Below are 22,622 nucleotides of genomic sequence, written 5' to 3' on the forward strand. Positions count from 1 at the left end.
CGGTCTAATAATAACCAATAACTTTCATCCACAGACCACCAACAACCATATAAATCACGAGCATAATTACACCCGTAATCAGACCTTTTGTCCACCAGTTTTTGATATCCACAAATCCGCTTCCAAAGAAAACCGGAGCCGGACCATGTCCGTAATGGGTTAGCGTACCATAAAATGAACCACAGAATCCTAACATAAATGCCAATAGCAGTCCCGGAATTCCTATAGAAACCCCAACGCCCAGTAATGCGGCATACATCGCCGCCACATGCGCCGTAGCACTTGCAAAAAGGTAATGGCTCAGGAAATAAACAATCATAATAACAGGAAAAGCAATCTGCCAGCTTAAATCTCCAATCTTGGTTTTTATCAATTCACTAAACCAGCCTATAAAACCCAGTTCGTTGAGAGAACTGGCCATCATGACCAAAACGGCAAACCAAACGATAGTATCCCAAGCGCCTTTTTCTGCTTTAACATCTTCCCACGTAAGTACAGAAGTCAATAGTAATAGCACAAGCCCAAGAAAAGCTGTAGTTGTAGCATCAATACCGAATAAATCTCCTGTAATCCATAAAAACAACAATACGGCGAAAGCCAAAAGCATGAGCCATTCATTTTTTGTAACCGGTCCCATCTCCGCCAGTTTTTGTTTGGCAAGTGCCGGTGCATCACCTGTCTTTTTTAGTTCCGGGGGATATACTTTATATAAAACCATAGGAATCACAAAAAAGGCAACAAGACCCGGTACAATTCCGGCAATTGCCCATGACATCCAAGTAATATGAATACCCAAATCAGCTGCAAACTTTTGGCACATGGGATTGCTTGCTGTTCCGGTCAGGAACATAGATGAAGCTATCAGGTTCATGTTATAACTGTTCAGCGTAAGAAAGGAGCCCAGTTTCCTATGTGTTTCCGGCTTGTCCGGAACCGAATCAAAACTTATGGACATGGATTTCATAATCGGATAAATAATTCCGCCTCCACGTGCCGTATTACTTGGAATTGCAGGCGCCAAAGCCAAATCCGCCAAACCCAATCCGTAGGCAAGTCCCAATGAACTTTTTCCAAAAATCCTTACGAAAAGGTAGGCAATTCTATTGCCGAGACCTGTTTTGATAAATCCTCTGGCAATAAAGAAAGAAATTCCGATTAACCAGATTACCTTATCTCCAAAACTCCGAAGTGCCAGAGAAATTGATTTAGAAGGATTACCGGGAGCCAGAACGCCACTCAGTGCCACCGCAGCTATAGCCATCATACACATGGTTCCCATACTTGCTGCTTTGAGAATTATCCCCAAAATTGTTGCAAGAAAAATGGCCAACAAATGCCATGCTTCCGGTTTTACTCCTTCCGGAACAGGAGAAAGCCAAATTGCCGCACCAAACAGCACAGTAATGGCCAAACGGGAGAGTTTTATTTCTTTCATAATCTATAGGTTTTAGCTAAAAACGACTTTGAACCTGAAGAATAAACAACTTGTTGTCATACTTAGGAGTATCAGGAACATTCCTTTTATAATCATCTATCTGCATGGCCAGTTGAATTCGGGCATTGTAGGATTTTAAAAATTCCAGGCTTAGCATAGGCAACCATGTTTGTCTTAGGTTGGAATTGACCCGATAGCTGGAATCAAGATACTCATACCGACACGAAAATTCTATAGAACTCAATCTCCTGTATTGGATATCATATCTCAAATTGGGAAGAAAATAAAAGCCTCTGGTTTGGTACCTATTCAGATTATACGTTCTTTCTTCCGGTTGCAGGTTAAAAAACAAATTATGGTTTGTACCTTGTTTGGCTTCCAACTGTAATTCCAGCAAAAATTTCTCGGAAAGGCTGAAATTGGAAGTAATATCAAAACCAGCAGCATAGACATCTTTATGAAAAACCTGTCCCAATCCACCGTTTAGCCCCAAATTAACATTGTTCTTTTCTGACAATCGAAAAAGAACCCTACCTGCATATTGTTTGCCATTGTCTTTATCGTTGTTTTGGTTTCTGCCATTTCCGTTAAATACGGTAAGACCATATTGGACAGGCATCCTTCCAATGGAATCTCTTACTGAGACAGACGCTCCAATCTGGAAACTCTCCCAGCCATTGTTCCCAAATTCATAATATTGGTTTGAAAAATCTATGGATTTGACAATATCAATCGGATAGGTATTTTCCAATCCAAAAAAGGGCCTGAACTGTCCTGCTGTTAAACTTATCTTATCAGTCAGTTTATAGGAAATATAGGCATTTTCCAATACCTTATTCTTTGGGTCCGATTTAAAATCGGCTAAATTGACTGACATCGTTACATCAGTACGGTCGCTGATAATTGCCTTTACCTGAAGGCGCCCCCGTTTGACGAGAAACGTATTGCTGACTTCTTCACCATCGGAGTGATGCAGCCCATTAATATCTACATCTGTATTCAGGCTGGCAACATACTGTCCCTGAAAAAGTCCTTTTACTGAAAATTTAGGATAGGTTGTGGCTTCTTTTTTTTCGTTTTCGTCTGCCTGAGAAGTTTGCGAGAAAACACCGTCCGATGATAGCAGACAAATAAGAAAACTGATTTTCAAAATGCTGTTTTGAAAATGTCTAAATATATCCATAGTCTTTTGAATTAGCTGAAACAAGATAATTTTGGGGACCTCTTTGAAATCCAACTATTGACTATTGCATTACAAGCATTGTTGTAATCCTTTTCTCAAATTTAAGAAATATTTTGATATATTTAACATTTATCAATAAAAAAAAGGAGACCGTTAAGTCTCCTTTAATTGATTTATACGAAAAGCTTAAACAGCCCTTACCACAAAATAATTTTTCTTTCCTCGTTGTAAAAGAATAAATTGACCGTTAATCAGGTCTTTTGACGAAACCTGAGATTCTTCGGTTACTTTTTCTCTATTTACAGAAATCGAGTTTTCAGACAAGGCTCTTCTTGCTTCACCATTCGACTTTAGAAATCCTGTCTTTTCATTCAGCAACGAAACAATATCAATTCCGTTTTCAATGTCTCCTTTTGCAACTTCTGCCTGTGGAACACCATCAAAAATTTCTAAGAAAGTAGCTCCATCCAATTGCTTTAAATCTTCTGAAGTTGCATTTCCAAATAAAATGTTTGATGCCTGAATTGCCTTTTCCAATTCTTCTCTGCTATGCACAAAAACCGTAATTTCTTCAGCTAATTTTTTCTGAAGGATACGCAAATGAGGTGCTTGTCTGTGTTCTTCAATCAGAGCCTCAATAGTATCTTTATCGAGGAATGTAAAAATCTTAATGTATTTTTCAGCATCTACATCAGTCGTATTCACCCAGAACTGGTAAAATTTGTATACCGAAGTCTTGTCGGCATCCAGCCAAATGTTACCGCCTTCGGATTTACCAAACTTCGAACCGTCGGCTTTTGTAATCAACGGAGTAGTCAAGGCATAGGCTTTCGCATTTTCACCGCCCATTCTTCGCACTAATTCTGTTCCGGTAGTAATATTACCCCATTGGTCAGAACCGCCCATTTGCAGAAGGCAGTTGTAATTTTTATATAAATGATAGAAATCGTATCCCTGGATTAATTGATAGGTAAATTCTGTAAACGACATACCTTCTCCTTCTCCGCTGAATCTCTTTTTTACAGAATCTTTCGCCATCATGTAGTTTACGGTGATACGTTTTCCTACTTCACGGGCAAAATCAATAAATGAAAACTCTTTCATCCAGTCATAGTTATTAACCATGAAAGGAGCATTTTTGCCTTCAGTACCAAAATCCAGAAAACGTGACAATACGCTTTTGATTCCTGCTACGTTTTTGGCCAATGTTTCTTCATTTAACAGGTTTCTTTCATCAGATTTTCCAGACGGATCTCCAATCATTCCTGTAGCACCGCCTACCAAAGCAATTGGCTGGTGCCCGAAATTCTTTAGATGAACAAGGAGAATGATCTGAACCATGCTTCCAATATGCAACGAGTCTGCTGTAGGATCAAATCCGATATAGGCAGTCGTCGCTTCTTTAAGCAATTGTTCTTCTGTTCCGGGCATGCTATCATGATACAGCCCTCTCCATTTTAATTCTTCAACTAAATTTTTCATTTTTCTATTAATTTGCGCAAAGATAAGGGTATTGGAGTAATTAGAAAATCCGAATGCCTCTCATTTCTAATTTATTTGCATACAATCCAAAAGAAATTGTAGCTTTATCATTCTGGCTCAAAATCCAACAATCTCCTTATATTTGCAACTATGGTTTTAGTAACAGGCGCTACCGGATTAGTAGGTTCACATCTTTTACTCCTTCTTCTTGAGAATGGAGAAGAGGTTCGGGCACTCTATAGAAACGAGAAAAACATACAGCAGACAAAGGCTCTTTTCGAATGGAAAGGCCGGTTGGATATTTTTGAAAAAATCAATTGGATACAGGGCTGTCTCACAGATATTCCTTCTCTTGAAAAAGCATTTGAAAATATTGATTATGTGTACCATTGTGCCGCTTTTATTTCTTTTGACCCGGGCGATGAAGAACAGATGCGTAAGACAAACATTGAAGGCACTGCCAATATCGTCAATATGTGTCTGTCTTATAACGTCAAAAAACTTTGCCATGTAAGTTCTATTGCTGCTCTTGGTGATCTTCAGGAACATGAAACCATTATTACGGAAGAAACCGAATGGAATCCTGAAATATCCCGAAGTGATTATGCCATATCCAAATTCGGAGCTGAAATGGAAGTGTGGCGCGGTCAGGAAGAAGGCCTTCCTGTGGTAATCGTAAATCCGGGTATCATACTTGGTCCGGGATTTTGGAACAGCGGAAGCAGCGAAATATTCCAACGGGTTAAAAAAGGATTAAAATACTATACAGAAGGTGCTACCGGGTTTATAACCGTAGAAGATGTGACGCGTTCTATGTATCAGCTTATGAAAAGCAACATCCAGAAAGAACGTTTTATTTTGGTTACGGAAAGCATTACCTATCATCGACTCGCCGACCTTATTGCGACATCATTAGGCAAACCAAAACCATCCGTATATCTAAAGCCTTGGGTAACCGGATTGGCATGGAGGATTGACTGGCTGATTTCTACATTTTTCTTTAAAAAAAGACAGTTATCCAAAGCAACTGCAGCCTCATTGCACACCCAGTCCGAATTTGACAATTCTAAAATAAAAAATGCCCTCAATTTTGAATTTGAGGACATTGCCAATTATATCTCTAAAGTTTCCGCTACTGTTTAACGTTGTCTTTTTTTTGTTTTACTTCAAATTTCCTTTCAAGAATTTTTGTCGTATCTGTTTCCTTTTTTAACTCGCTGTCTATACGCATTTTTTCTTTTCCTGCCAATTCACTGATCTCATTATACATTTTTTCGTACTCCTTGACATTTTCTATAGCATAGTACTGATCGCTTTTCGCAAACTGAAGGCTATCGACTTTATATTTTTTATAGACATAGGTTGCCGGATCAATTCCATTCGAATCCAAAGCAGCCTGATTGACTCCTTTCATAGCCTGAAGTATTGCAAGATCATAGATGATATTCTTCATCTTATCTTTTGGTATAAGATTGGCAGGTTTTTCAACTGCTTTTTCCTGGCAGGCTACAACACTTAGCAAAACGAACAATAAAAAATATTTCTTCATACTTTTCTATTAACGGTCAAATTCCAATCGCATTCCCGGATGCACGTCTTTTACTTTAAAATTATTATAGACCAGTTCACCATTTACAAATGTATGTGTTATTCTTGACTTAAAGGTATATCCTTCAAATGGCGACCAACCACATTTGTATAAAATATTTTCTTTTTTAACGCTCCATGGCAATCCGGCGTTGACAATTGCCAAGTCTGCATAATAGCCTTCTTTAATAAAGCCCCTTTTATTAATCTTGAAAATTTTTGCAGGATTATGGGCCATTTTTTCCACGATTTTCTCTACCGAAATTTTTCCCTGATGGAAAGCCTCAAACATGGCTACAACGGCATGCTGTACTAAAGGTCCTCCGGAAGGTGCAGAAGTGTAAGGATTCTTCTTTTCTTCCAACGTATGTGGCGCATGGTCTGTAGCAATAACGTCAATTCTGTCGTCAAGCAAAGCTTCCCAAAGCGCATCCTTGTCTGCCTGGGTTTTAACTGCAGGATTCCATTTTATAAGGCTGCCTTTCTTATCATAATCTTCGTTCGTAAACCATAGATGGTGTATGCAGGCCTCCGCAGTAATTTTCTTTTCCTCCAAAGGAATTTTATTGGTAAACAATTTCATTTCTTTCGCCGTGGAAAGATGGAAAACATGCAATCTGGCACCTGTCTTCTTTGCCAATTCAATTGCTTTTGAAGAAGATAAATAGCAGGCTTCCTCACTTCGGATCAGATGATGGAATTTCATTGGAATATCATCACCGTATTCTTCTTTATATTTTGCAAGATTGTTTTTGATTGTAGTTTCGTCTTCGCAATGTACGGCAATCAGTAACGGAGTGCTGGCAAAGATTTTTTCCAAAACTTCATCATTATCCACAAGCATATTTCCTGTGGAAGATCCTAAAAACAATTTGAGACCGGCAACCGTCTTGGGATTTACTTTCAGGATTTCTTCCAAATTATCATTGGTTCCACCAAACATAAAGGAATAGTTGGCTATCGATTTTTCTGAAGCAATCTTAAATTTATCTTCAAGCAGTTCTATAGTTGTAGCCTGAGGATTTGTATTGGGCATTTCTATAAAAGATGTAATACCTCCGGCAACGGCAGCGCGCGATTCTGACGCGATATCTCCTTTATGCGTAAGGCCCGGTTCCCTAAAATGCACCTGATCATCAATTGCTCCGGGAATTAAATAATTACCCTCTGCATTGATGATTTTTGTTGATGATGATTTTGCGCTGATGGTTTCCGCAATTTCAACAATAAATTCGTTTTCAATTAAAACGTCTCCTTCAAAAATAGTTCCTTCATTTACTATTTTGGCATTCTTAATCAAAACACTTTTCATCTCTTCTTTATTTTTTTGCACATTAAAACTGTGAGGAAATCGCCTTACAGATTGTTGAACATTTTCTTTACTCTTAAAACAATAACCCCAAAAATGGCCTCCTTAATAATAGAATTACTCATTTTTGATTGTCCTTTTGTTCTGTCCGTGAAAATAATCGGCACTTCAACAATTTTGAATTTTTTGGCATAAGCCCTATATTTCATTTCAATCTGAAAAGCATAACCTATGAATTTTATCTTGTTCAGGTTAATGCTTTTTAAAACATTCTTTTTGTAACATACAAATCCGGCAGTAGTGTCGCGAATTTCCATTCCGGTAATCATTCTGACGTAAACAGAAGCAAAATAGGAAAGTAAAACACGACTTAAAGGCCAGTTCACAACATTCACTCCTGTAACATATCGGGAACCAATGGCTACATCATAAATACCAAAACGGCAGGAATCATACAACTTTTCCAAATCGTGCGGATTGTGTGAAAAGTCGGCATCCATTTCAAAAATGTATTCGTATTCCCGCTCAAGAGCCCATTTAAAACCATGTACATAAGCAGTACCCAGGCCTGATTTTTTGCTTCGTTGTTCTAAAAAAAGTCGTCCGGGATATTCTTCCTGAAGCGCCATTACTTTTTGTGCGGTATGATCCGGGGAATTGTCATCAATAATCAAAACATGAAACGGCTTCTGCAAAGAAAATACAGTCCTGATGATACTTTCGATATTTTCAATTTCGTTATAAGTGGGAATTATAACAATGCCGTCGTTCATATTTGCATAATTTCATCACAAAAGTAAACTTTTTATAGTAGTTGATTCATAATAAAATTATAATAATCTCCGCCTTTCTTAATTTTCATTGGGTTTATCTGATTTTCGGTCCTTGCTTTTTTTAACTAAAATTCATCTAATTTCCTGGCTATCATCAATAGGCTATCAGCGAAAAAAAATAAAAAGAGAAAGTAATAAAAATCATTAATTTTACGCCATGTTAGAAATCGTTTTACAGCCGAGAATTTTAGAAAGCAAAGATTGGGCAACCGTACTGTTTGTGCTGTGCTTTATACTTATTGCGGCTACAAGAGGCGTTTTCGAAGGTCGCTTTTCTGATTTTTCAAGATTGGCATACAGCGACAAATACATCAAGATTTACAGAGACAGTGGCAATCTGATGAACTGGTTTACGATTTCACTGTTTATCGTACAAGTCATTTCTTTTGCTTTTTTTATCCAAATCATTTTGAGTTATTTTGGCTATACTTCAAAAACAGACTGGGTTACTTACATTCAAATCGTCACACTGCTGAGCATCTTCATACTTTCTAAATATCTCATAGAGAAGATTATAGCTACTTCTTTTAATATTGAAGAATTTAGCGAACAGTTTAATTTACAAAAAGTCAGCTATAGAACTTATATAGGACTTTGCATCCTCCCTTTAAATGTAATCCTGTTCTATAATGATACGCCAATAGATTTATTAATATATTTCCTTATTGCTATCATTTTGTTAATAAACATACTTACTTATCTTCTTTCTTTAAAAATTTATCAAAATTTGATTATCGGCAAGTTGTTTTATTTTATTTTGTATCTTTGCGCTCTTGAAATAGCACCTTATTATTTCATGTATTATTGGTTTACAAAAAGGTAGTACACAAGAAAACGTCAACTATGAAAGTGAAAACAATTTTGGTTTCGCAGCCAGAGCCTAAAGTAGAAAACTCTCCATATTTTGAGTTGCAACAAAAGCACAAAGTCAAAATTGATTTCAGGCCTTTTATCCACGTTGAGGGCGTTAGCGCAAAAGACGTGAGACAGCAAAAAATTGACTTGAACAATTTTACAGCCATCATCTTAACCAGCAAAAATTCCATCGATCATTTTTTCAGGGTAGCAGAAGAGATGAGATATAAGATTCCCGAAGATTTGAAATATTTTTGCCAGTCTGAGGCGATTGCCTTTTATCTTCAAAAATATGTAATCTACAGAAAACGCAAGATTTATGTAGGACAAAAAGACTTCGCTGATTTATCTCCTCTAATCAAGAAATATAAAGACGAGAAATTTCTATTGCCTGCTTCAGATCAATTAAATGCTGATGCGCCACAAACACTGAATAATTTAAAAGTGAACTGGACACAGGCTACTTTTTACAAAACGGTAATGAGCGACCTGTCTGACTTAGCCGATGTTTATTATGATGTTTTGGCTTTTTTCAGCCCGACAGGAATCAAGTCTTTATTCATGAACTTCCCGGATTTTGAGCAAAATAACACCAGAATTGCCGTATTTGGAAGTACTACGCAAAAAGAAGCTTTGGATCATGGATTGAGAGTTGACATCATGGCTCCTTCTCCTGAAGCCCCATCCATGACTATGGCATTGGAAAAATATATTGCAAAAGCAAACAAAGAAGACAAAGGAAAGTAATTTCCTTTTCTTTTAATCATAAAAAAACCCTGCAAATGCAGGGTTTTTTATTATCTTATAATTCAGGATTAGTCAACCTGAGGACCAGCTTTCACCAGATTTTGACCTTCTTCATTAGTAGCATATTGCGCAAAGTTCTTTACGAACAATTTTCCTAAATCTGTAGCCTTAGTTTCCCATTCTGACGCATCAGCATACGTTTTTCTCGGATCAAGGATGTCAGAGTCTACACCTTCCAGGGCCGTTGGAATTTCAAAATTAAAAATCGGCAACGTTGTTGTTTCTGCTTTTTCAAGTGAACCATCTAAAATTCTGTCGATAATGGCTCTGGTATTTTTGATAGAAATTCTTTTCCCGGTACCGTTCCAACCTGTATTCACAAGATAGGCAGTAGCTTTATGCTCTTCCATCTTTTTTACAAGCTCCTGACCGTATTGTGTTGGATGCAGCGAAAGGAACGCTTTTCCAAAACAAGCAGAGAAAGTAGGTTCCGGCTTAGTCACTCCTCTTTCAGTACCGGCTAATTTTGCCGTAAATCCGGAAAGAAAGTGATATTTAGTCTGTTCCGGCGACAGCTTCGCTACCGGAGGCATAACACCAAATGCATCTGCCGTAAGGAAAATTACTTTTGAAGCGTGCCCGGCCTTAGAAACCGGTTTTACAATATTATCGATATGATAAATTGGATATGAAACTCTTGTATTTTGAGTTACAGAACCGTCTTTGAAATCAATTTTACCGTTTGCATCAACTGTTACGTTTTCAAGCAATGCGTCTTTTTTGATAGCATTATAGATGTCCGGCTCGTTTTCTTTGCTCAGGTCGATTGTTTTCGCATAACATCCTCCTTCAAAATTGAAAACACCGTCATTGTCCCAACCGTGCTCATCATCTCCAATCAATTCGCGTTTTGGGTCTGTAGAAAGCGTTGTTTTTCCTGTTCCTGACAATCCGAAGAAAACAGCTACATCACCATCTTTTCCTTTGTTAGCAGAACAGTGCATTGAAGCAATTCCCTGTAATGGAAGGTAATAGTTCATCATGGCAAAAAGTCCTTTTTTCATTTCACCACCATACCATGTACCTCCAATAATCTGAACTTTTTCAGTAAGATTGAAAGCAATATATACTTCTGAGTTCAAACCATGTGCCTTATAATCAGAAAATTCCGTTTTTGAAGCATTCATTACCACAAAATCTGGTTCTCCATAATTTTCAAGCTCTTCTTCTGTTGGGCGGATAAACATGTTTTTTACGAAATGCGCCTGCCATGCTACCTCAACAATAAATCTTACTTTTAGTCTTGTATTTTCATTGGCACCGCAAAATGCATCCACTACATATAATTTCTTACCAGAAAGCTGATCTACTGTTGTCTTTTTTAAAGCTTCCCAGGTTTGTGGACTGATTGGTTTGTTATCATTAACCGCTTTATCTGATGTCCACCAGATTGTGTCTTTAGTGACATCATCCTGAACAATATATTTATCTTTTGGAGAACGTCCTGTAAAATCACCCGTCATTACATTTACTGCTCCCAGCTCTGTCAACTGCCCTTTTTCAAACCCTTTGAGATTTGGATTTAACTCTTCCGCATACAGCATTTCATAAGAAGGATTGTAAATCACTTCTTCAACATTCTTGATTCCATATTTCTCTAACGAAATCGTTTTCGTAAATTGGGTGTAATTATCCATAGAATTCTTATTGAGTTGTGTTTAAAATTATTTGGCAAAAGTAAAAATTAAATTTCAGTTTGAATATATTTGATAAAACTTTATGCTTTTTGCTTAAGGATATTCAAAAAAAGCAAAGCCCAGGCTATAATCATCAGCAAACCTCCAATTGGCGTTATAAATCCTATAACGCTGAAATCTACATTTGTTATATTTCTGGTTGCCAAAAGATAAATAGAGCCGGAAAAAAACAAAACGCCTGATATAACTAAATAATAGATTGTGCTTTTAGTTTTATCAGACACCAATTTTGTAGTTCCAAGAAATAGCAGAAATAAGGCATGGTACATTTGATATCGTACTCCTGTTTCAAAAGAAACCAATTGCTCAACATCCAGGACCTTTTTCAAGGCATGTGCGCCAAATGCACCTAATATAATAGCGACAAAACCTAAAATTGCCGCTGCAGCTATAATCTTCCTATCCATTGTTTTTAATTTACTGCAAAGTTAAGCATCTTAAAAACTTTATGATAATCAAACCCACATTAAGTTTTATAAAATATAACAAATACTTACTTTTGTGTTATTATTAAAAATTTACGGTTTTTCATGAGACATATTCTAATAATCGGGGCCGGAAGGTCTGCTTCTTCACTAATTCAATATCTTCTAAACAAATCGGAAGAAGAAAATCTCCACCTCACTATTGGCGACCTGTCATTAGAACTGGCTCAGAGAAAAACAAAAAATCACAAAAATGCCACTGCTATTGCTTTCGATATCTTTAATGAAAGCCAGAGAAAAGAAGAGATACAAAAGGCAGATATTGTAATTTCCATGCTGCCGGCCCATATGCATATTGAAGTTGCAAAAGACTGCATTACGTATAAAAAGCATATGGTTACTGCCTCTTACATCAGCGAAGCCATGCAAAACCTGGATGCTCAAGCCAAAGAAAATAATTTGGTTTTTATGAACGAAATCGGGCTCGACCCGGGAATAGACCATATGAGCGCCATGAAAGTAATAGACGAGATTCGTGACAAAGGCGGTAAAATTATTCTTTTCGAATCTTTTTGTGGCGGACTTGTTGCTCCGGAATCAGACAATAATCTTTGGAACTATAAATTTACCTGGAATCCCAGAAATGTAGTATTGGCCGGACAAGGCGGTGCTGCTAAATTTATTCAGGAAGGTACTTATAAGTATATTCCTTATCATAAATTATTCAGAAGAACTGAATTTATGGAAGTTGAAGGTTATGGCCGGTTTGAAGGTTATGCCAATCGCGATTCCCTGAAATACAGAAGCGTTTACGGATTGGATGACGCACTGACTTTATACAGAGGAACTATCCGACGTGTAGGTTTTTCCAAAGCCTGGAATATGTTTGTTCAGCTTGGAATGACAGATGACAGCTATGTTATGGAAAATTCCGAAACGATGACTTATCGCGAATTCACAAATTCCTTTTTGCCTTACCACCCAACCGATTCTGTAGAAATCAAATTACGATTAATCCTGAAAATTGACCAGGACGATATCAAATGGGATAAATTATTGGAACTGGACCTATTCAATAACAAGAAAATTGTTGGCCTGAAAAATGCTACGCCCGCACAGATTCTTGAAAAAATATTAAGCGAAAGCTGGTCGTTGGAAGAACATGACAAAGACATGATTGTAATGTATCACAAATTTGGTTATGTACTTAATGGAGAAGAAAAACAGATTGATTCCACCATGGTTTGCATAGGCGATGACCAGACTTATACTGCTATGGCAAAAACTGTGGGACTTCCTGTAGCCATAGCTACTTTACAAATCCTGAACGGAAACATCAAAACTCCTGGTGTTCAATTACCAATACACAAAGAAGTTTATCTCCCAATTTTAAAAGAACTGGAAAATTACGGCGTAACCTTTAATGAAAAAGAAGTGCCTTATATGGGTTATAATCCAATGCATGTAGCGGGATAAGATATTTTTTGCCACTGATTACGCTGATTTCCGCTGATTAATAAAATCCGAGAGAATCTGCGTAATTTGCGGCATTAATTCCTCAAAATCAAACAAAAAATTCATATTTTTGATTAAACTAAAACCGGAAATCTTCAATTCGGTTACAAATCAAAAGCTATGAAGATTAATTCCTTACAGATAGAAATCGATGGCATCGACAAAGAAATTCTTCGTAGCTTAATGGAAGATGCCCGAAAACCCATACTTCAAATTGCCAATAAAATAGGCATTTCCGGAGCTGCTATTCATCAGCGCCTGCGCAAACTGGAACAAGCCGGCGTTATTTCCGGCTCAAAATTCGTTGTAAACACAAAAGTTTTAGGCTACAGCACCATGGCTTTTGTAGGAATCTATTTGGACAAGGCAGCCCGAAATCCGGAAGCTGTTCGTGAGTTACGGAAAATTCCTGAAGTTCTGGAATGTCATTATACGACAGGAAACTGGTCCATCCTTATCAAAATGATTTGTCGTGATAACGAACATTTAATGCAATTACTTAATACCAAAATACAGGTCATAGAAGGTGTTTCCAGAACCGAAACTTTTATTTCTTTAGACCAGCAGATAGAAAGGCAGATACAGTTGTAGATTTGGGATTTTAGATTGCAGATTTTAGATTTCAGATTTTTGGTGGTGATGTAAAACAGATGATATGTATACAAACTTAAATTGCCATGCATAAGCTATTGTCAAAAAAAATCCGTGCTTTGTCAAACACGGATCATTTCAATTATTCTACAAGATCTAAAATCTTAACTCTTAAATCATAAATTCCCTTTAATCTCTTCTTCCTCCAAAAACCTGTAGCGCCCAATACAATAGCGAAGCCAATGCACCAATTGCAGCTACAAGATAGGTTCTTGCGGCCCATTTTAAAGAATCCTCTGCCCCGGCATATTCTTGTTGAGTCAGCATATTTTTATTTTTAAACCACGCCAAAGCTCTGTTGCTGGCATCATATTCCACAGGAAGTGTAATAAAACTAAATAGAGTAGCTAATGCCATCATAACCAAACCAGCTACTGCAATATAGAAGCCTCCTACAAAACCAGTAGCTGCACCAAGAATTAATCCACCAATTACTAACCATTGCGACATTCCCGAAGCCACACTTACAACCGGAACTAGCCTGGAACGCATTTTTAACCATTCATAAGCTTTAGCATGCTGTACGGCATGTCCAACTTCGTGGGCTGCAACAGCAGCAGCTGCGGCATTTCTTTGATTGTATACTGCTTCACTCAGGTTTACTGTTTTGTCTGACGGATTATAATGGTCTGTCAATCGGCCCGGAGTCGAAATTACACGTACTCCTGTAATGCCATGATCCTGCAACATTTTTTCGGCTATTTCAGCACCACTCATTCCGTTGCGCAAATGTACTTTCGAATAAAATTCAAATTTGCTTTGAAGCCTGGCACTAACAGCCCAGCTAACCAACGCGATAACACCTATTAAGATATAATATCCTATCATTTTTTAAGTTTTTTGATTACTTATTTACAAACAAAAACCTCGCCAATATAGCGAGGTTTTGTCAATACTGAAAGTTTGTCAGTGCTAATATTCTCTTAAAATCAGCCTACCAAATTGATTATTTTGCCAGGAACAATAATAATTTTGTTTGGTGTTTTTCCATCCAACTGTTTGATTGTCCTTTCATCAGCCATTACAATATTTTCAATTTCCTTAACGGTCAAATCCAGTGGAAGATTGATTGTAAAACGCATTTTGCCGTTGAAAGATACCGGATATTCTTTATTGTTTTCTATCAGATATTCCGGATTAAATCGTGGAAACGGTACCGCTGAAATACTTTCCTTATGGCCTAATCTTTCCCATAACTCTTCCGCTATATGAGGTGCATAAGGTGAAATTAAAACTGCTAAAGGTTCCAAAATAGAACGTTCGTGGCAGTTCATTGCTGTCAATTCATTTACCGCAATCATAAAAGAACTTACGGAAGTGTTGAATGAGAAGTTCTCGATGTCTTCCTGTACTTTTTTGATTGTCTTGTGCAAAGTCTTTAACGCTTCCGGTGAAGCAGGATTTGAATTTACTATCAAACCACTATCGTCAAAATACAACTTCCAAAGTTTTTTCAGGAATCCAAAGACACCTGTAATTCCGGCAGTATTCCATGGCTTGGCTTGCTCCAGTGGCCCAAGGAACATTTCGTATAGGCGTAATGTGTCTGCTCCGTATTCTTCACATATATGATCCGGATTGACAACATTGTATTTTGACTTCGACATCTTCTCTACTTCCCTGCCTACAAAAAACTTTCCGTTTTCAGTCACAAATTCAGCATCCTGAAATTGTGGCTGCCATTTTTTCAATTGTTCAATGTCAATCTCATCTGAAGCATTCACAAGGCTAATATCAATGTGAAGTCCTTCTGTTTCGTAATTGTTTTTGATGTTTTTAGAAACATAAGTATTGGTTCCGGAAATCCTGTAAACCAGAGCACTCATTCCTAAAATCATTCCTTGATTGATTAGCTTTTTAAACGGCTCTTCCTGATTCACAAAACCTCTGTCTTTCAAGAATTTGTTCCAGAAACGCGAGTATAGCAAGTGGCCTGTAGCATGTTCACTACCTCCTATATACAAATCGACATTCTGCCAATAATTCTGGGCCTCTTCAGAAACAAACTCCTCTTCATTATGTGCATCCATATAACGAAGCCAGTACCAGGAACTTCCTGCCCAACCCGGCATCGTATTGAGTTCTAAAGGAAAAACAGTCACATCGTCTATCAGCTCATTGCTAACAACCTTAGCATTCTTAGTATCCCATGCCCATTCTGATGCATTCCCTAAAGGCGGTTGCCCGTCTTCTGTTGGCAAATATTTTTCTACTTCCGGAAGACGAACCGGTAAATGTTGCGTTTCAATCATCTGTGGCAATCCGTTCACATAATAAACCGGGAAAGGCTCACCCCAATATCTTTGGCGTGAAAAAACAGCATCGCGCAAACGATAGTTGACTTTTCCTTTTCCTTGTCCTAATTCTTCCAATGCTTCAATTGCCTTTTTAGTAGCCTGTTTGTAATCCAGTCCGTTTAGAAAATCGGAATTATCAATGACCACATTATCTTTTGAGGCATAGGCCTCTTCAGAAATATCCACTCCTCCGAAAATATTTTTAATCGGAATATTAAAATGCTTGGCAAAGGCATAATCGCGTTCATCTCCACAAGGAACCGCCATAACTGCTCCGGTTCCATAACCCGCCAATACGTAGTCTCCAATCCAAACCGGAATGGCTTCTTTCGTAAACGGATGTTCTGCATAAGCTCCCGTGAAAACACCTGAAATAGTTTTTACATCGGCCATTCTATCACGCTCGCTTCTTTTAGAAGTAGCTTCAACATAGGCTTCTACAGCTTTCTTTTGTTCTGGTGTAGTAATCTTTGCTACCAAATCATGTTCCGGAGCCAAAGTCATAAAGGTTACACCAAAAATGGTATCAGGACGGGTTGTAAAAACTTCAATCACATGATTGTTTGTTTCATCTCCGCTCAAAATATAATCTACCGCATTTCTTTCAAATTGAGAGTCCTTTACTTTAAACGTAACTGAAGCACCAACTGATTTTCCTATCCAGTTTCTTTGGCTTTCTTTCAAAGATTCTGTCCAATCAATTGTTTCCAATCCTGAAAGCAGACGCTCTGCATAAGCTGAGATTCTCATGCTCCATTGCGTCATTTTTTTACGGATTACCGGATGTCCTCCTCTTTCAGAAACGCCATTTACAATTTCGTCATTTGCCAAAACAGTTCCCAATGCCGGGCACCAGTTTACTTCTGTTTCTGCCAAAAACGTAAGACGGTATTTCAATAAAATTCTTTCCTGTTCTTCTTTGGAATAGGATTTCCATTCTTTGGCAGAAAACGTTGGAATCGCATCATCAGCAACAGCGTTTACTTTTTCGTTTCCGTTTTCTTCAAATTCAAGGACAAGGGTTCTTATATCGCGTGCCTCATCAGCATCTTTATCATACCAGGAATTGAACAATTGGATAAAAATCCATTGTGTCCATTTGTAATATTCAGGACTGGATGTTCTTACTTCCCTGCTCCAGTCAAAGGAAAAACCAATCTTATCCAACTGCTCTCTGTATCGGGCAATATTCTCTTTGGTTGTTTTATCCGGATGCTGCCCGGTCTGAATAGCATACTGCTCTGCCGGAAGACCAAAGCTGTCATAACCTTGCGGATGCAAAACATTAAATCCCTGGTGTCTTTTAAATCTTGCATAAATATCTGAAGCAATATACCCAAGCGGATGTCCTACGTGGAGGCCCGCCCCCGAAGGATAAGGAAACATGTCCAAAACATAGTATTTTGGCTTTTCAGAATTATTCTCTGCGTGGAAAGTTCCGTTTTCTGCCCAGTATTTTTGCCATCTGGCTTCAATTTCGTTAGGATTGTATTTCATCGTATCAGATTCTAAGTCGCTAAGATCTTTAGGTTTAAGGTTAATGTTCTGAGAGTTATTTTGCTATATACAAAAAAAATCAATTCAAGGAGGCAAATTTACGTTTATTGTACGAAAGTCAAAACTTTGAGCGTTATAAACTGTGTTTAAAGAAATCTTTATTATTTTTACAGCATTAAATCAAAACTATGGCTTCATCATTTGAAAAATTTCAAAAACGACGACTTATTTCTTCTTATTTTTCCGTGGTATTGAGCGTTTTCCTAGTGCTCTTTTTGTTAGGAATTTTGGGGTTATTTGTAATCAATTCAAAGAAATTGTCAGATGACTTTAAGGAAGAAATCGCCATGTCGGTTTATTTTAAAAATGAGGCTAACGACAGTATTATTAATGCTTTCGACACCCAATTAAAAACCTCAAAATTTGTAAAGTCTTACGAATTTGTAACCAAAGAAAAAGCTGCCAAGCAGCATACGGACATTATTGGAGAGGATTTTATGGCATTTTTGGGCGAAAACCCATTGGAAAATTCATTCGACATCCACTTAAAAGCAGATTATATAGTCGCGGACAGCATCAAGAAATTTGAATCAACAATTGTTACAAATCCTATGGTTTCTGATATTGTTTATGATAAGGTTTTAGTCAATCTGGTAAATGACAATATCCAGAGAATCAGTTTCTGGATTTTAATTGCCAGCGGATTTTTGGCGCTGGTAGCCGTTTTACTGATTAACAGCTCCATGCGTTTATCCATTTATTCGAACCGTTTTATCATTAAGACCATGCAAATGGTTGGCGCAACAAAATCATTCATCCGCAAGCCTTTTATCTGGCGAAGCATCAAATTGGGAATCATCGGATCGCTTTTGGCCATCTTCGCTTTGATTGGCGTATTGTATTATGTAGAAACTAATTTCCCAAATCTGAAAATCATGGAAGACCAGTTGATGGTTGGCCTGGTATTGGTTGGCGTGCTAATTGTCGGGATTCTGATTACCTGGTTCAGCACTTTCTTTGCAACCCAGCGATTTTTGAATTTGCGTACGGATGATTTGTATTAATATTGGATTTTTGATTTAAGATTTTTGGTATATATAAAAATCTTTGCTATTAACTTTTGACTTAAAATTATGAGTACTAAAGAAACAAATACACAAAAAAACGAGTTCCTTTTTGATAAGGTAAACTATAAATTTTTACTGATAGGAATTGGTGTTATTGCACTCGGATTTATCCTGATGTCTGGAGGTGGTTCAGACGATCCGGCTGTTTTTAGCGATAAGATTTTTGATTTCAGAAGAATCCGTTTGGCTCCAACTACTGTGCTGATTGGTTTCGGAATTACAATTTATGCCATTTTAAAAAATCCTAAAAAATAAAATCAGGTCTCTATTTCGTTTGGCGAAATAGCGTCTGATAATTGACAATCTTACCTAACAGAATGGATTTAATCGAAGCAATTTTAATCGCCATCGTTGAAGGCTTAACAGAATACCTGCCCGTTTCTTCTACCGGACACATGATTTTCACAAGTTCCTATTTTGGAATACAGGAAGACGACTTCACCAAACTATTTCAGGTTTCCATACAATTTGGCGCCATCCTGGCTGTTGTAGTTTTATACTGGAGAAAATTTTTCAATTTCAGCAAGCTGAATTTTTATATCAAATTGGCCTTAGCGGTAGTTCCAGCATTAATTTTGGGCTATCTTTTTGACGATTATATTGATGAAGTATTAGGCAACCCTATTCCGATTGCAATCGTATTGATTGTTGGAGGCTTTATACTACTTTTTATTGACAACTATTTCAAAAATCCTGTCGTTGCAGAAGAAGAAGATATTTCGATAAAAAAAGCTGTAACTATTGGTTTTTGGCAATGCCTGGCCATGATGCCGGGAACAAGCCGTTCTGCTGCCTCAATTATTGGTGGTATGCAGCAAGGACTCACCCGACAGGTTGCCGCAGAATTTTCATTCTTTTTGGCCGTTCCAACCATGCTTGCTGTTACCTGCTATTCTGTATTTTTAAAAACCTACAAAGTATCGGGATTAAAAGGTTATGAATTGCTGACACAATCCGGCGATAACATGAAACTATTTGTTATTGGAAATATTATCGCCTTTATTGTTGCAATTATTGCCATCAAATTCTTTATAGGTGTTATCAAAAAATATGGTTTCAAACCATGGGGTTATTATAGAATCGTAGCAGGAACTTTGCTCCTTATCTATTTCATTTACATAAAATAATTTGCGGTGACGGCACAAGATTTTCAAGACGGACAGGTTTTACAGATTGACAAGCCTTTGAACTGGACCTCTTTTCAAGCGGTTAACAAGTTAAAGTGGGCCTTGAAAAGCAAGCTGGGATTAAAAAAAATTAAGATTGGCCATGCAGGCACATTGGACCCGTTGGCTACCGGACTACTTTTGGTCTGTACCGGAAAATTCACTAAAAGGATTGCCGAACTGCAAGGACAGGAAAAAGAATATACCGGAACGATTACCGTTGGCGCAACAACGCCCTCTTACGATCTGGAAACGGAAATCAATGAAACATTTCCAACAGAACACATTACTGAAGAACTTATCCATAAAACCGTAAAACAGTTTCTTGGCGAAATTGACCAACGTCCTCCTATCTTTTCGGCACTGAAAAAAGATGGTGTTCGTTTATATGAACATGCCCGAAATGGTGAAGAAGTTGAAATCCCAACACGAAAAACCGTTATACACGAATTCGAAATTACCCGAATTGCACTTCCCGAAATTGATTTCAGGGTAGTTTGCAGCAAAGGAACTTATATCCGCTCACTGGCTTTTGATTTTGGAAAAGCCTTGTATTCCGGAGGTCACCTTACTGCTTTACGCAGGACTAAAATTGGTAATTATGATGTAAAAGACGGTTATGGGCTGGAAGCTTTTGTAGATTCCCTTTCAGAAAAAACAGAATAGCCATGAAAAAAACCATCTTATTACTGCTTTTATTTTTCTCCTGTTTTTCATATGCCCAAATAAATCCATCCGATTTAAAAACCGGCGATTTTATTTTCCAGGATATGGATTGCGGTCCTTTGTGTGATGCTATTGAAGCCGTAACCGAAGGCTACAAAGGCAATGATTTTAGCCACATGGGATTGGTTTACAAAAAAAATGATACGATTTATATCATTGAAGCGGCCGGAACAAAAGTGCGATTGAATACTTTGGAAAAATTTTCAAAAAACACTTCTAAGCCTATGTATATTGGTCGTGTAAAAAAGAAATACACCCAATTGATTCCCGAAGCGATTTCTTTTTCTTTAGAACAAATAGGCGTTCCTTACGATGACGACTATGTGTATGATAACGGAAAGTATTATTGTTCGGAATTGATTTATGATGCTTTTAAAAAAGCCAATAAAGACAAGCCTTTTTTCCAATTGTTCCCAATGACTTATAAAGAACCGGGAACTAATGAGTTTTTCCCTGCCTGGGTTGAATATTACAAACAGATAGGTAGTGAAATTCCGGAAGGCAAACCGGGATGCAATCCTGGTGGAATGTCAACATCCAATAAGATTTCTATTCTTGGAACGTTGAAGTAGTTCTAAAAATCAAACATTTCTTTATTGCCCAGATTTTCTAAAATCTCTTTGGAGGGATAATTATTCCGGTCAATAAAATTTCTCATTTCAGGAATATTGTCACAAAAAAGTATATCCAGTGAAAATCTATTGTGTCCGTAAAGTCCTCTGTGAATCATGTTGGCAGAAAAAACCAACAAATCGCCCCTATTCAATCCGACAACTTTTCCTCGTTGCAAATCATCACTAGGAAAGGCACCATTCAAAGAATTCCTGACATCGAATTCTTCCGGCAAATCCCATTCGCGATGCGTTTTAGGGATAAGCTCAATTCCGGATTCCTTTTTCATCGGAATTCTGAAATGAACCACATTTTGATTGTGAATGGCTTTCTTTTGTTCTTCAACCGACATCCCGGTGTATTGGATGTCCCGATGCCAATAGTTCTTCTGTTCGCTGTTTTTAGGATCAAAGAAAAGCTGTGTATTCAGGAAGATTGGAGTTTCTGAAAAAACTGTTTTCAAAATTGTTTGCAGCTTATTTTGAGTAATAAACTTAAAAAGTAACGTTTTCTCTTCCTCATTAAGATAATTGCCCGAAGTAAGACTATGGCTGTTTAACAATCCTTTTTCATAATAGACGGCATTGTCTTCCAACCATTTTATATGAAATTTATTCAGAATGTTTTCAATTGCAATGATTTCAGCTTCAGAAAAGAAGTTTTTAAGATATAAATAGCCCTGTTCTTCGTAGCCTGCCATTATTCCTGAATTTCGATTAGCCGCATCATTTCTAAAAGCTCATTTTGAGTACTAATTCCTTTATCGTGAAGATACCACATCTGCAATTCTGTTTTGATTGTTTCGTCTATAACACCATGCTTTTCTTTATAGTTCTTCACTAAATCAAATGCCTCTTTTGGTCTTGGTCCCCAATCTGCCAAAACATCCAAAGTTTCTTTATCAAGAACTATCAATTTAGGAATTGATTTTCCGCCATTAGTCAAAAACTTATTCATCAAGGCTTCATTTTCATCGCGAAATACTATCTTAAAATCAATATGGTCCGTTAGAACTTCCATTTTATGCATAACAGGAAGCAGTTGCGCAGCATCGCCACACCAACCTTCAGAAATAACCAACCAGATATATTGCTTTTTTAACAGCTTCAGCCTTTCTTCAATTTCAGCAGAAACGACAATCGTTTTTTCCAAACGATTCATTCTCGTCTCATTCAATTTGCTGTAATGCAATAAATCATCAGATTGGACGCTACCGGTTGATTTCCCTTCCAAAAGTTTATCAGCAACTATTTTTCTGTATTCTAAATAAGTGCTGCTTTTTTCTAAACTGTTCTTAATAATTTCTTCCATAATCTCAATTTAATGGCGCGAAAATAAGCTTAAAATTACGAATTACTTTTTTTTCGCCAACTTATTCCAAAAAAACAGATTATGACTATATTTGCACAACTTAAGCG

Annotated in this window: 22 protein-coding genes; 10 read left to right on the forward strand and 12 right to left on the reverse strand. The window is 37.4% G+C overall.

Going from position 1 to position 22,622, the window contains the following annotated elements:
• Window positions 1-4 precede the first annotated feature (4 nt).
• The 3 genes from B0G92_RS01160 to tyrS form a co-directional block, all read right to left on the reverse strand.
• Window positions 5-1,435: an anion permease gene (locus B0G92_RS01160; RefSeq protein WP_101470799.1), complete on the reverse strand. Its 1,431-nt coding sequence runs from the start codon at window positions 1,433-1,435 to the stop codon at window positions 5-7.
• Window positions 1,436-1,451: 16 nt separating this feature from the next.
• A complete protein-coding gene (locus tag B0G92_RS01165) occupies window positions 1,452-2,618 on the reverse strand; it encodes a porin (protein WP_101470800.1) in 1,167 nt (388 codons plus the stop codon).
• Between the two features lie 186 nt (window positions 2,619-2,804).
• Window positions 2,805-4,100, reverse strand: a complete 1,296-nt coding sequence (gene tyrS / locus B0G92_RS01170) for a tyrosine--tRNA ligase (RefSeq protein WP_101470801.1) — start codon at window positions 4,098-4,100, stop codon at window positions 2,805-2,807.
• A 150-nt stretch (window positions 4,101-4,250) separates the two neighbouring features.
• Here tyrS and B0G92_RS01175 point away from each other — a divergent pair, with 150 nt between their 5' ends.
• Window positions 4,251-5,243: an NAD-dependent epimerase/dehydratase family protein gene (locus tag B0G92_RS01175; protein ID WP_101470802.1), complete on the forward strand. Its 993-nt coding sequence runs from the start codon at window positions 4,251-4,253 to the stop codon at window positions 5,241-5,243.
• Here the strand turns inward: B0G92_RS01175 and B0G92_RS01180 are convergent.
• From B0G92_RS01180 to B0G92_RS01190, 3 genes are read right to left on the reverse strand one after another with little or no spacing between them, the layout of a single operon-like run.
• Entirely contained in the window at window positions 5,233-5,649 is a 417-nt protein-coding gene (locus B0G92_RS01180) for a DUF4296 domain-containing protein (protein ID WP_101470803.1), read from the reverse strand. The genes B0G92_RS01175 and B0G92_RS01180 overlap by 11 nt on opposite strands.
• A gap of 9 nt (window positions 5,650-5,658) precedes the next feature.
• Entirely contained in the window at window positions 5,659-6,999 is a 1,341-nt protein-coding gene (locus tag B0G92_RS01185; protein ID WP_101470804.1) for a dihydroorotase, read from the reverse strand.
• Window positions 7,000-7,043: 44 nt separating this feature from the next.
• Window positions 7,044-7,769 carry a polyprenol monophosphomannose synthase gene (locus tag B0G92_RS01190; RefSeq protein WP_101470805.1) on the reverse strand — a complete coding sequence of 242 codons (726 nt, stop codon included), beginning with the start codon at window positions 7,767-7,769 and terminating at the stop codon, window positions 7,044-7,046.
• Between the two features lie 217 nt (window positions 7,770-7,986).
• Here B0G92_RS01190 and B0G92_RS01195 point away from each other — a divergent pair, with 217 nt between their 5' ends.
• Complete coding sequence (locus tag B0G92_RS01195) at window positions 7,987-8,652, forward strand: DUF4271 domain-containing protein (protein ID WP_056071889.1); 666 nt, start codon at window positions 7,987-7,989, stop codon at window positions 8,650-8,652.
• Window positions 8,653-8,672: 20 nt separating this feature from the next.
• Entirely contained in the window at window positions 8,673-9,431 is a 759-nt protein-coding gene (locus tag B0G92_RS01200) for a uroporphyrinogen-III synthase (RefSeq protein ID WP_101470806.1), read from the forward strand.
• Window positions 9,432-9,499: 68 nt separating this feature from the next.
• Here the strand turns inward: B0G92_RS01200 and pckA are convergent, their stop codons facing one another.
• Both pckA and B0G92_RS01210 read right to left on the reverse strand, forming a co-directional pair.
• Window positions 9,500-11,128, reverse strand: coding sequence for a phosphoenolpyruvate carboxykinase (ATP) (gene pckA / locus B0G92_RS01205; RefSeq protein ID WP_101470807.1), 1,629 nt, complete (start codon window positions 11,126-11,128; stop codon window positions 9,500-9,502).
• An 80-nt stretch (window positions 11,129-11,208) separates the two neighbouring features.
• Window positions 11,209-11,595 carry a DUF423 domain-containing protein gene (locus B0G92_RS01210; protein ID WP_101470808.1) on the reverse strand — a complete coding sequence of 129 codons (387 nt, stop codon included), beginning with the start codon at window positions 11,593-11,595 and terminating at the stop codon, window positions 11,209-11,211.
• Between the two features lie 123 nt (window positions 11,596-11,718).
• On the opposite strand from B0G92_RS01210, the gene B0G92_RS01215 reads away from it, so the two are divergent.
• Together B0G92_RS01215 and B0G92_RS01220 are read left to right on the forward strand one after the other, a co-directional pair.
• Complete coding sequence (locus tag B0G92_RS01215) at window positions 11,719-13,089, forward strand: saccharopine dehydrogenase family protein (protein WP_101470809.1); 1,371 nt, start codon at window positions 11,719-11,721, stop codon at window positions 13,087-13,089.
• Between the two features lie 159 nt (window positions 13,090-13,248).
• Window positions 13,249-13,719 (forward strand): Lrp/AsnC ligand binding domain-containing protein, encoded by a 471-nt coding sequence (locus B0G92_RS01220; RefSeq protein ID WP_101470810.1) that lies wholly within the window; start codon window positions 13,249-13,251, stop codon window positions 13,717-13,719.
• Window positions 13,720-13,908: 189 nt separating this feature from the next.
• Here B0G92_RS01220 and B0G92_RS01225 read toward each other — a convergent pair whose 3' ends face one another.
• Entirely contained in the window at window positions 13,909-14,607 is a 699-nt protein-coding gene (locus B0G92_RS01225) for a zinc metallopeptidase (RefSeq protein WP_101470811.1), read from the reverse strand.
• Between the two features lie 101 nt (window positions 14,608-14,708).
• A complete protein-coding gene (leuS, locus tag B0G92_RS01230; RefSeq protein ID WP_101470812.1) occupies window positions 14,709-17,573 on the reverse strand; it encodes a leucine--tRNA ligase in 2,865 nt (954 codons plus the stop codon).
• Between the two features lie 188 nt (window positions 17,574-17,761).
• Here leuS and B0G92_RS01235 point away from each other — a divergent pair, with 188 nt between their 5' ends.
• The 5 genes from B0G92_RS01235 to B0G92_RS01255 all read left to right on the forward strand — a co-directional run bounded on the left by B0G92_RS01235 (window position 17,762) and on the right by B0G92_RS01255 (window position 21,164).
• Window positions 17,762-18,637, forward strand: coding sequence for a cell division protein FtsX (locus B0G92_RS01235; protein ID WP_101470813.1), 876 nt, complete (start codon window positions 17,762-17,764; stop codon window positions 18,635-18,637).
• Between the two features lie 69 nt (window positions 18,638-18,706).
• Window positions 18,707-18,955, forward strand: coding sequence for a DUF3098 domain-containing protein (locus tag B0G92_RS01240; RefSeq protein ID WP_056071869.1), 249 nt, complete (start codon window positions 18,707-18,709; stop codon window positions 18,953-18,955).
• Window positions 18,956-19,017: 62 nt separating this feature from the next.
• Window positions 19,018-19,827, forward strand: coding sequence for an undecaprenyl-diphosphate phosphatase (locus tag B0G92_RS01245; RefSeq protein ID WP_101470814.1), 810 nt, complete (start codon window positions 19,018-19,020; stop codon window positions 19,825-19,827).
• Window positions 19,828-19,833: 6 nt separating this feature from the next.
• Entirely contained in the window at window positions 19,834-20,532 is a 699-nt protein-coding gene (gene truB, locus B0G92_RS01250; protein WP_101470815.1) for a tRNA pseudouridine(55) synthase TruB, read from the forward strand.
• A gap of 2 nt (window positions 20,533-20,534) precedes the next feature.
• On the forward strand, window positions 20,535-21,164 hold the full coding sequence (locus B0G92_RS01255) for a YiiX/YebB-like N1pC/P60 family cysteine hydrolase (RefSeq protein WP_101470816.1): 630 nt from the start codon (window positions 20,535-20,537) through the stop codon (window positions 21,162-21,164).
• Between the two features lie 2 nt (window positions 21,165-21,166).
• Here the strand turns inward: B0G92_RS01255 and B0G92_RS01260 are convergent, their stop codons facing one another.
• Together B0G92_RS01260 and B0G92_RS01265 are read right to left on the reverse strand one after the other, a co-directional pair.
• Window positions 21,167-21,904, reverse strand: coding sequence for a phytanoyl-CoA dioxygenase family protein (locus B0G92_RS01260; RefSeq protein WP_101470817.1), 738 nt, complete (start codon window positions 21,902-21,904; stop codon window positions 21,167-21,169).
• Window positions 21,904-22,515, reverse strand: coding sequence for a thioredoxin family protein (locus tag B0G92_RS01265; protein ID WP_056071855.1), 612 nt, complete (start codon window positions 22,513-22,515; stop codon window positions 21,904-21,906). Before B0G92_RS01265 ends, B0G92_RS01260 begins: the two co-directional genes overlap by 1 nt.
• Window positions 22,516-22,622: the final 107 nt, after the last annotated feature.

It is taken from the genome of Flavobacterium lindanitolerans, assembly GCF_002846575.1.
In the GTDB taxonomy this organism is placed as follows: Bacteria; Bacteroidota; Bacteroidia; order Flavobacteriales; family Flavobacteriaceae; genus Flavobacterium; species Flavobacterium lindanitolerans.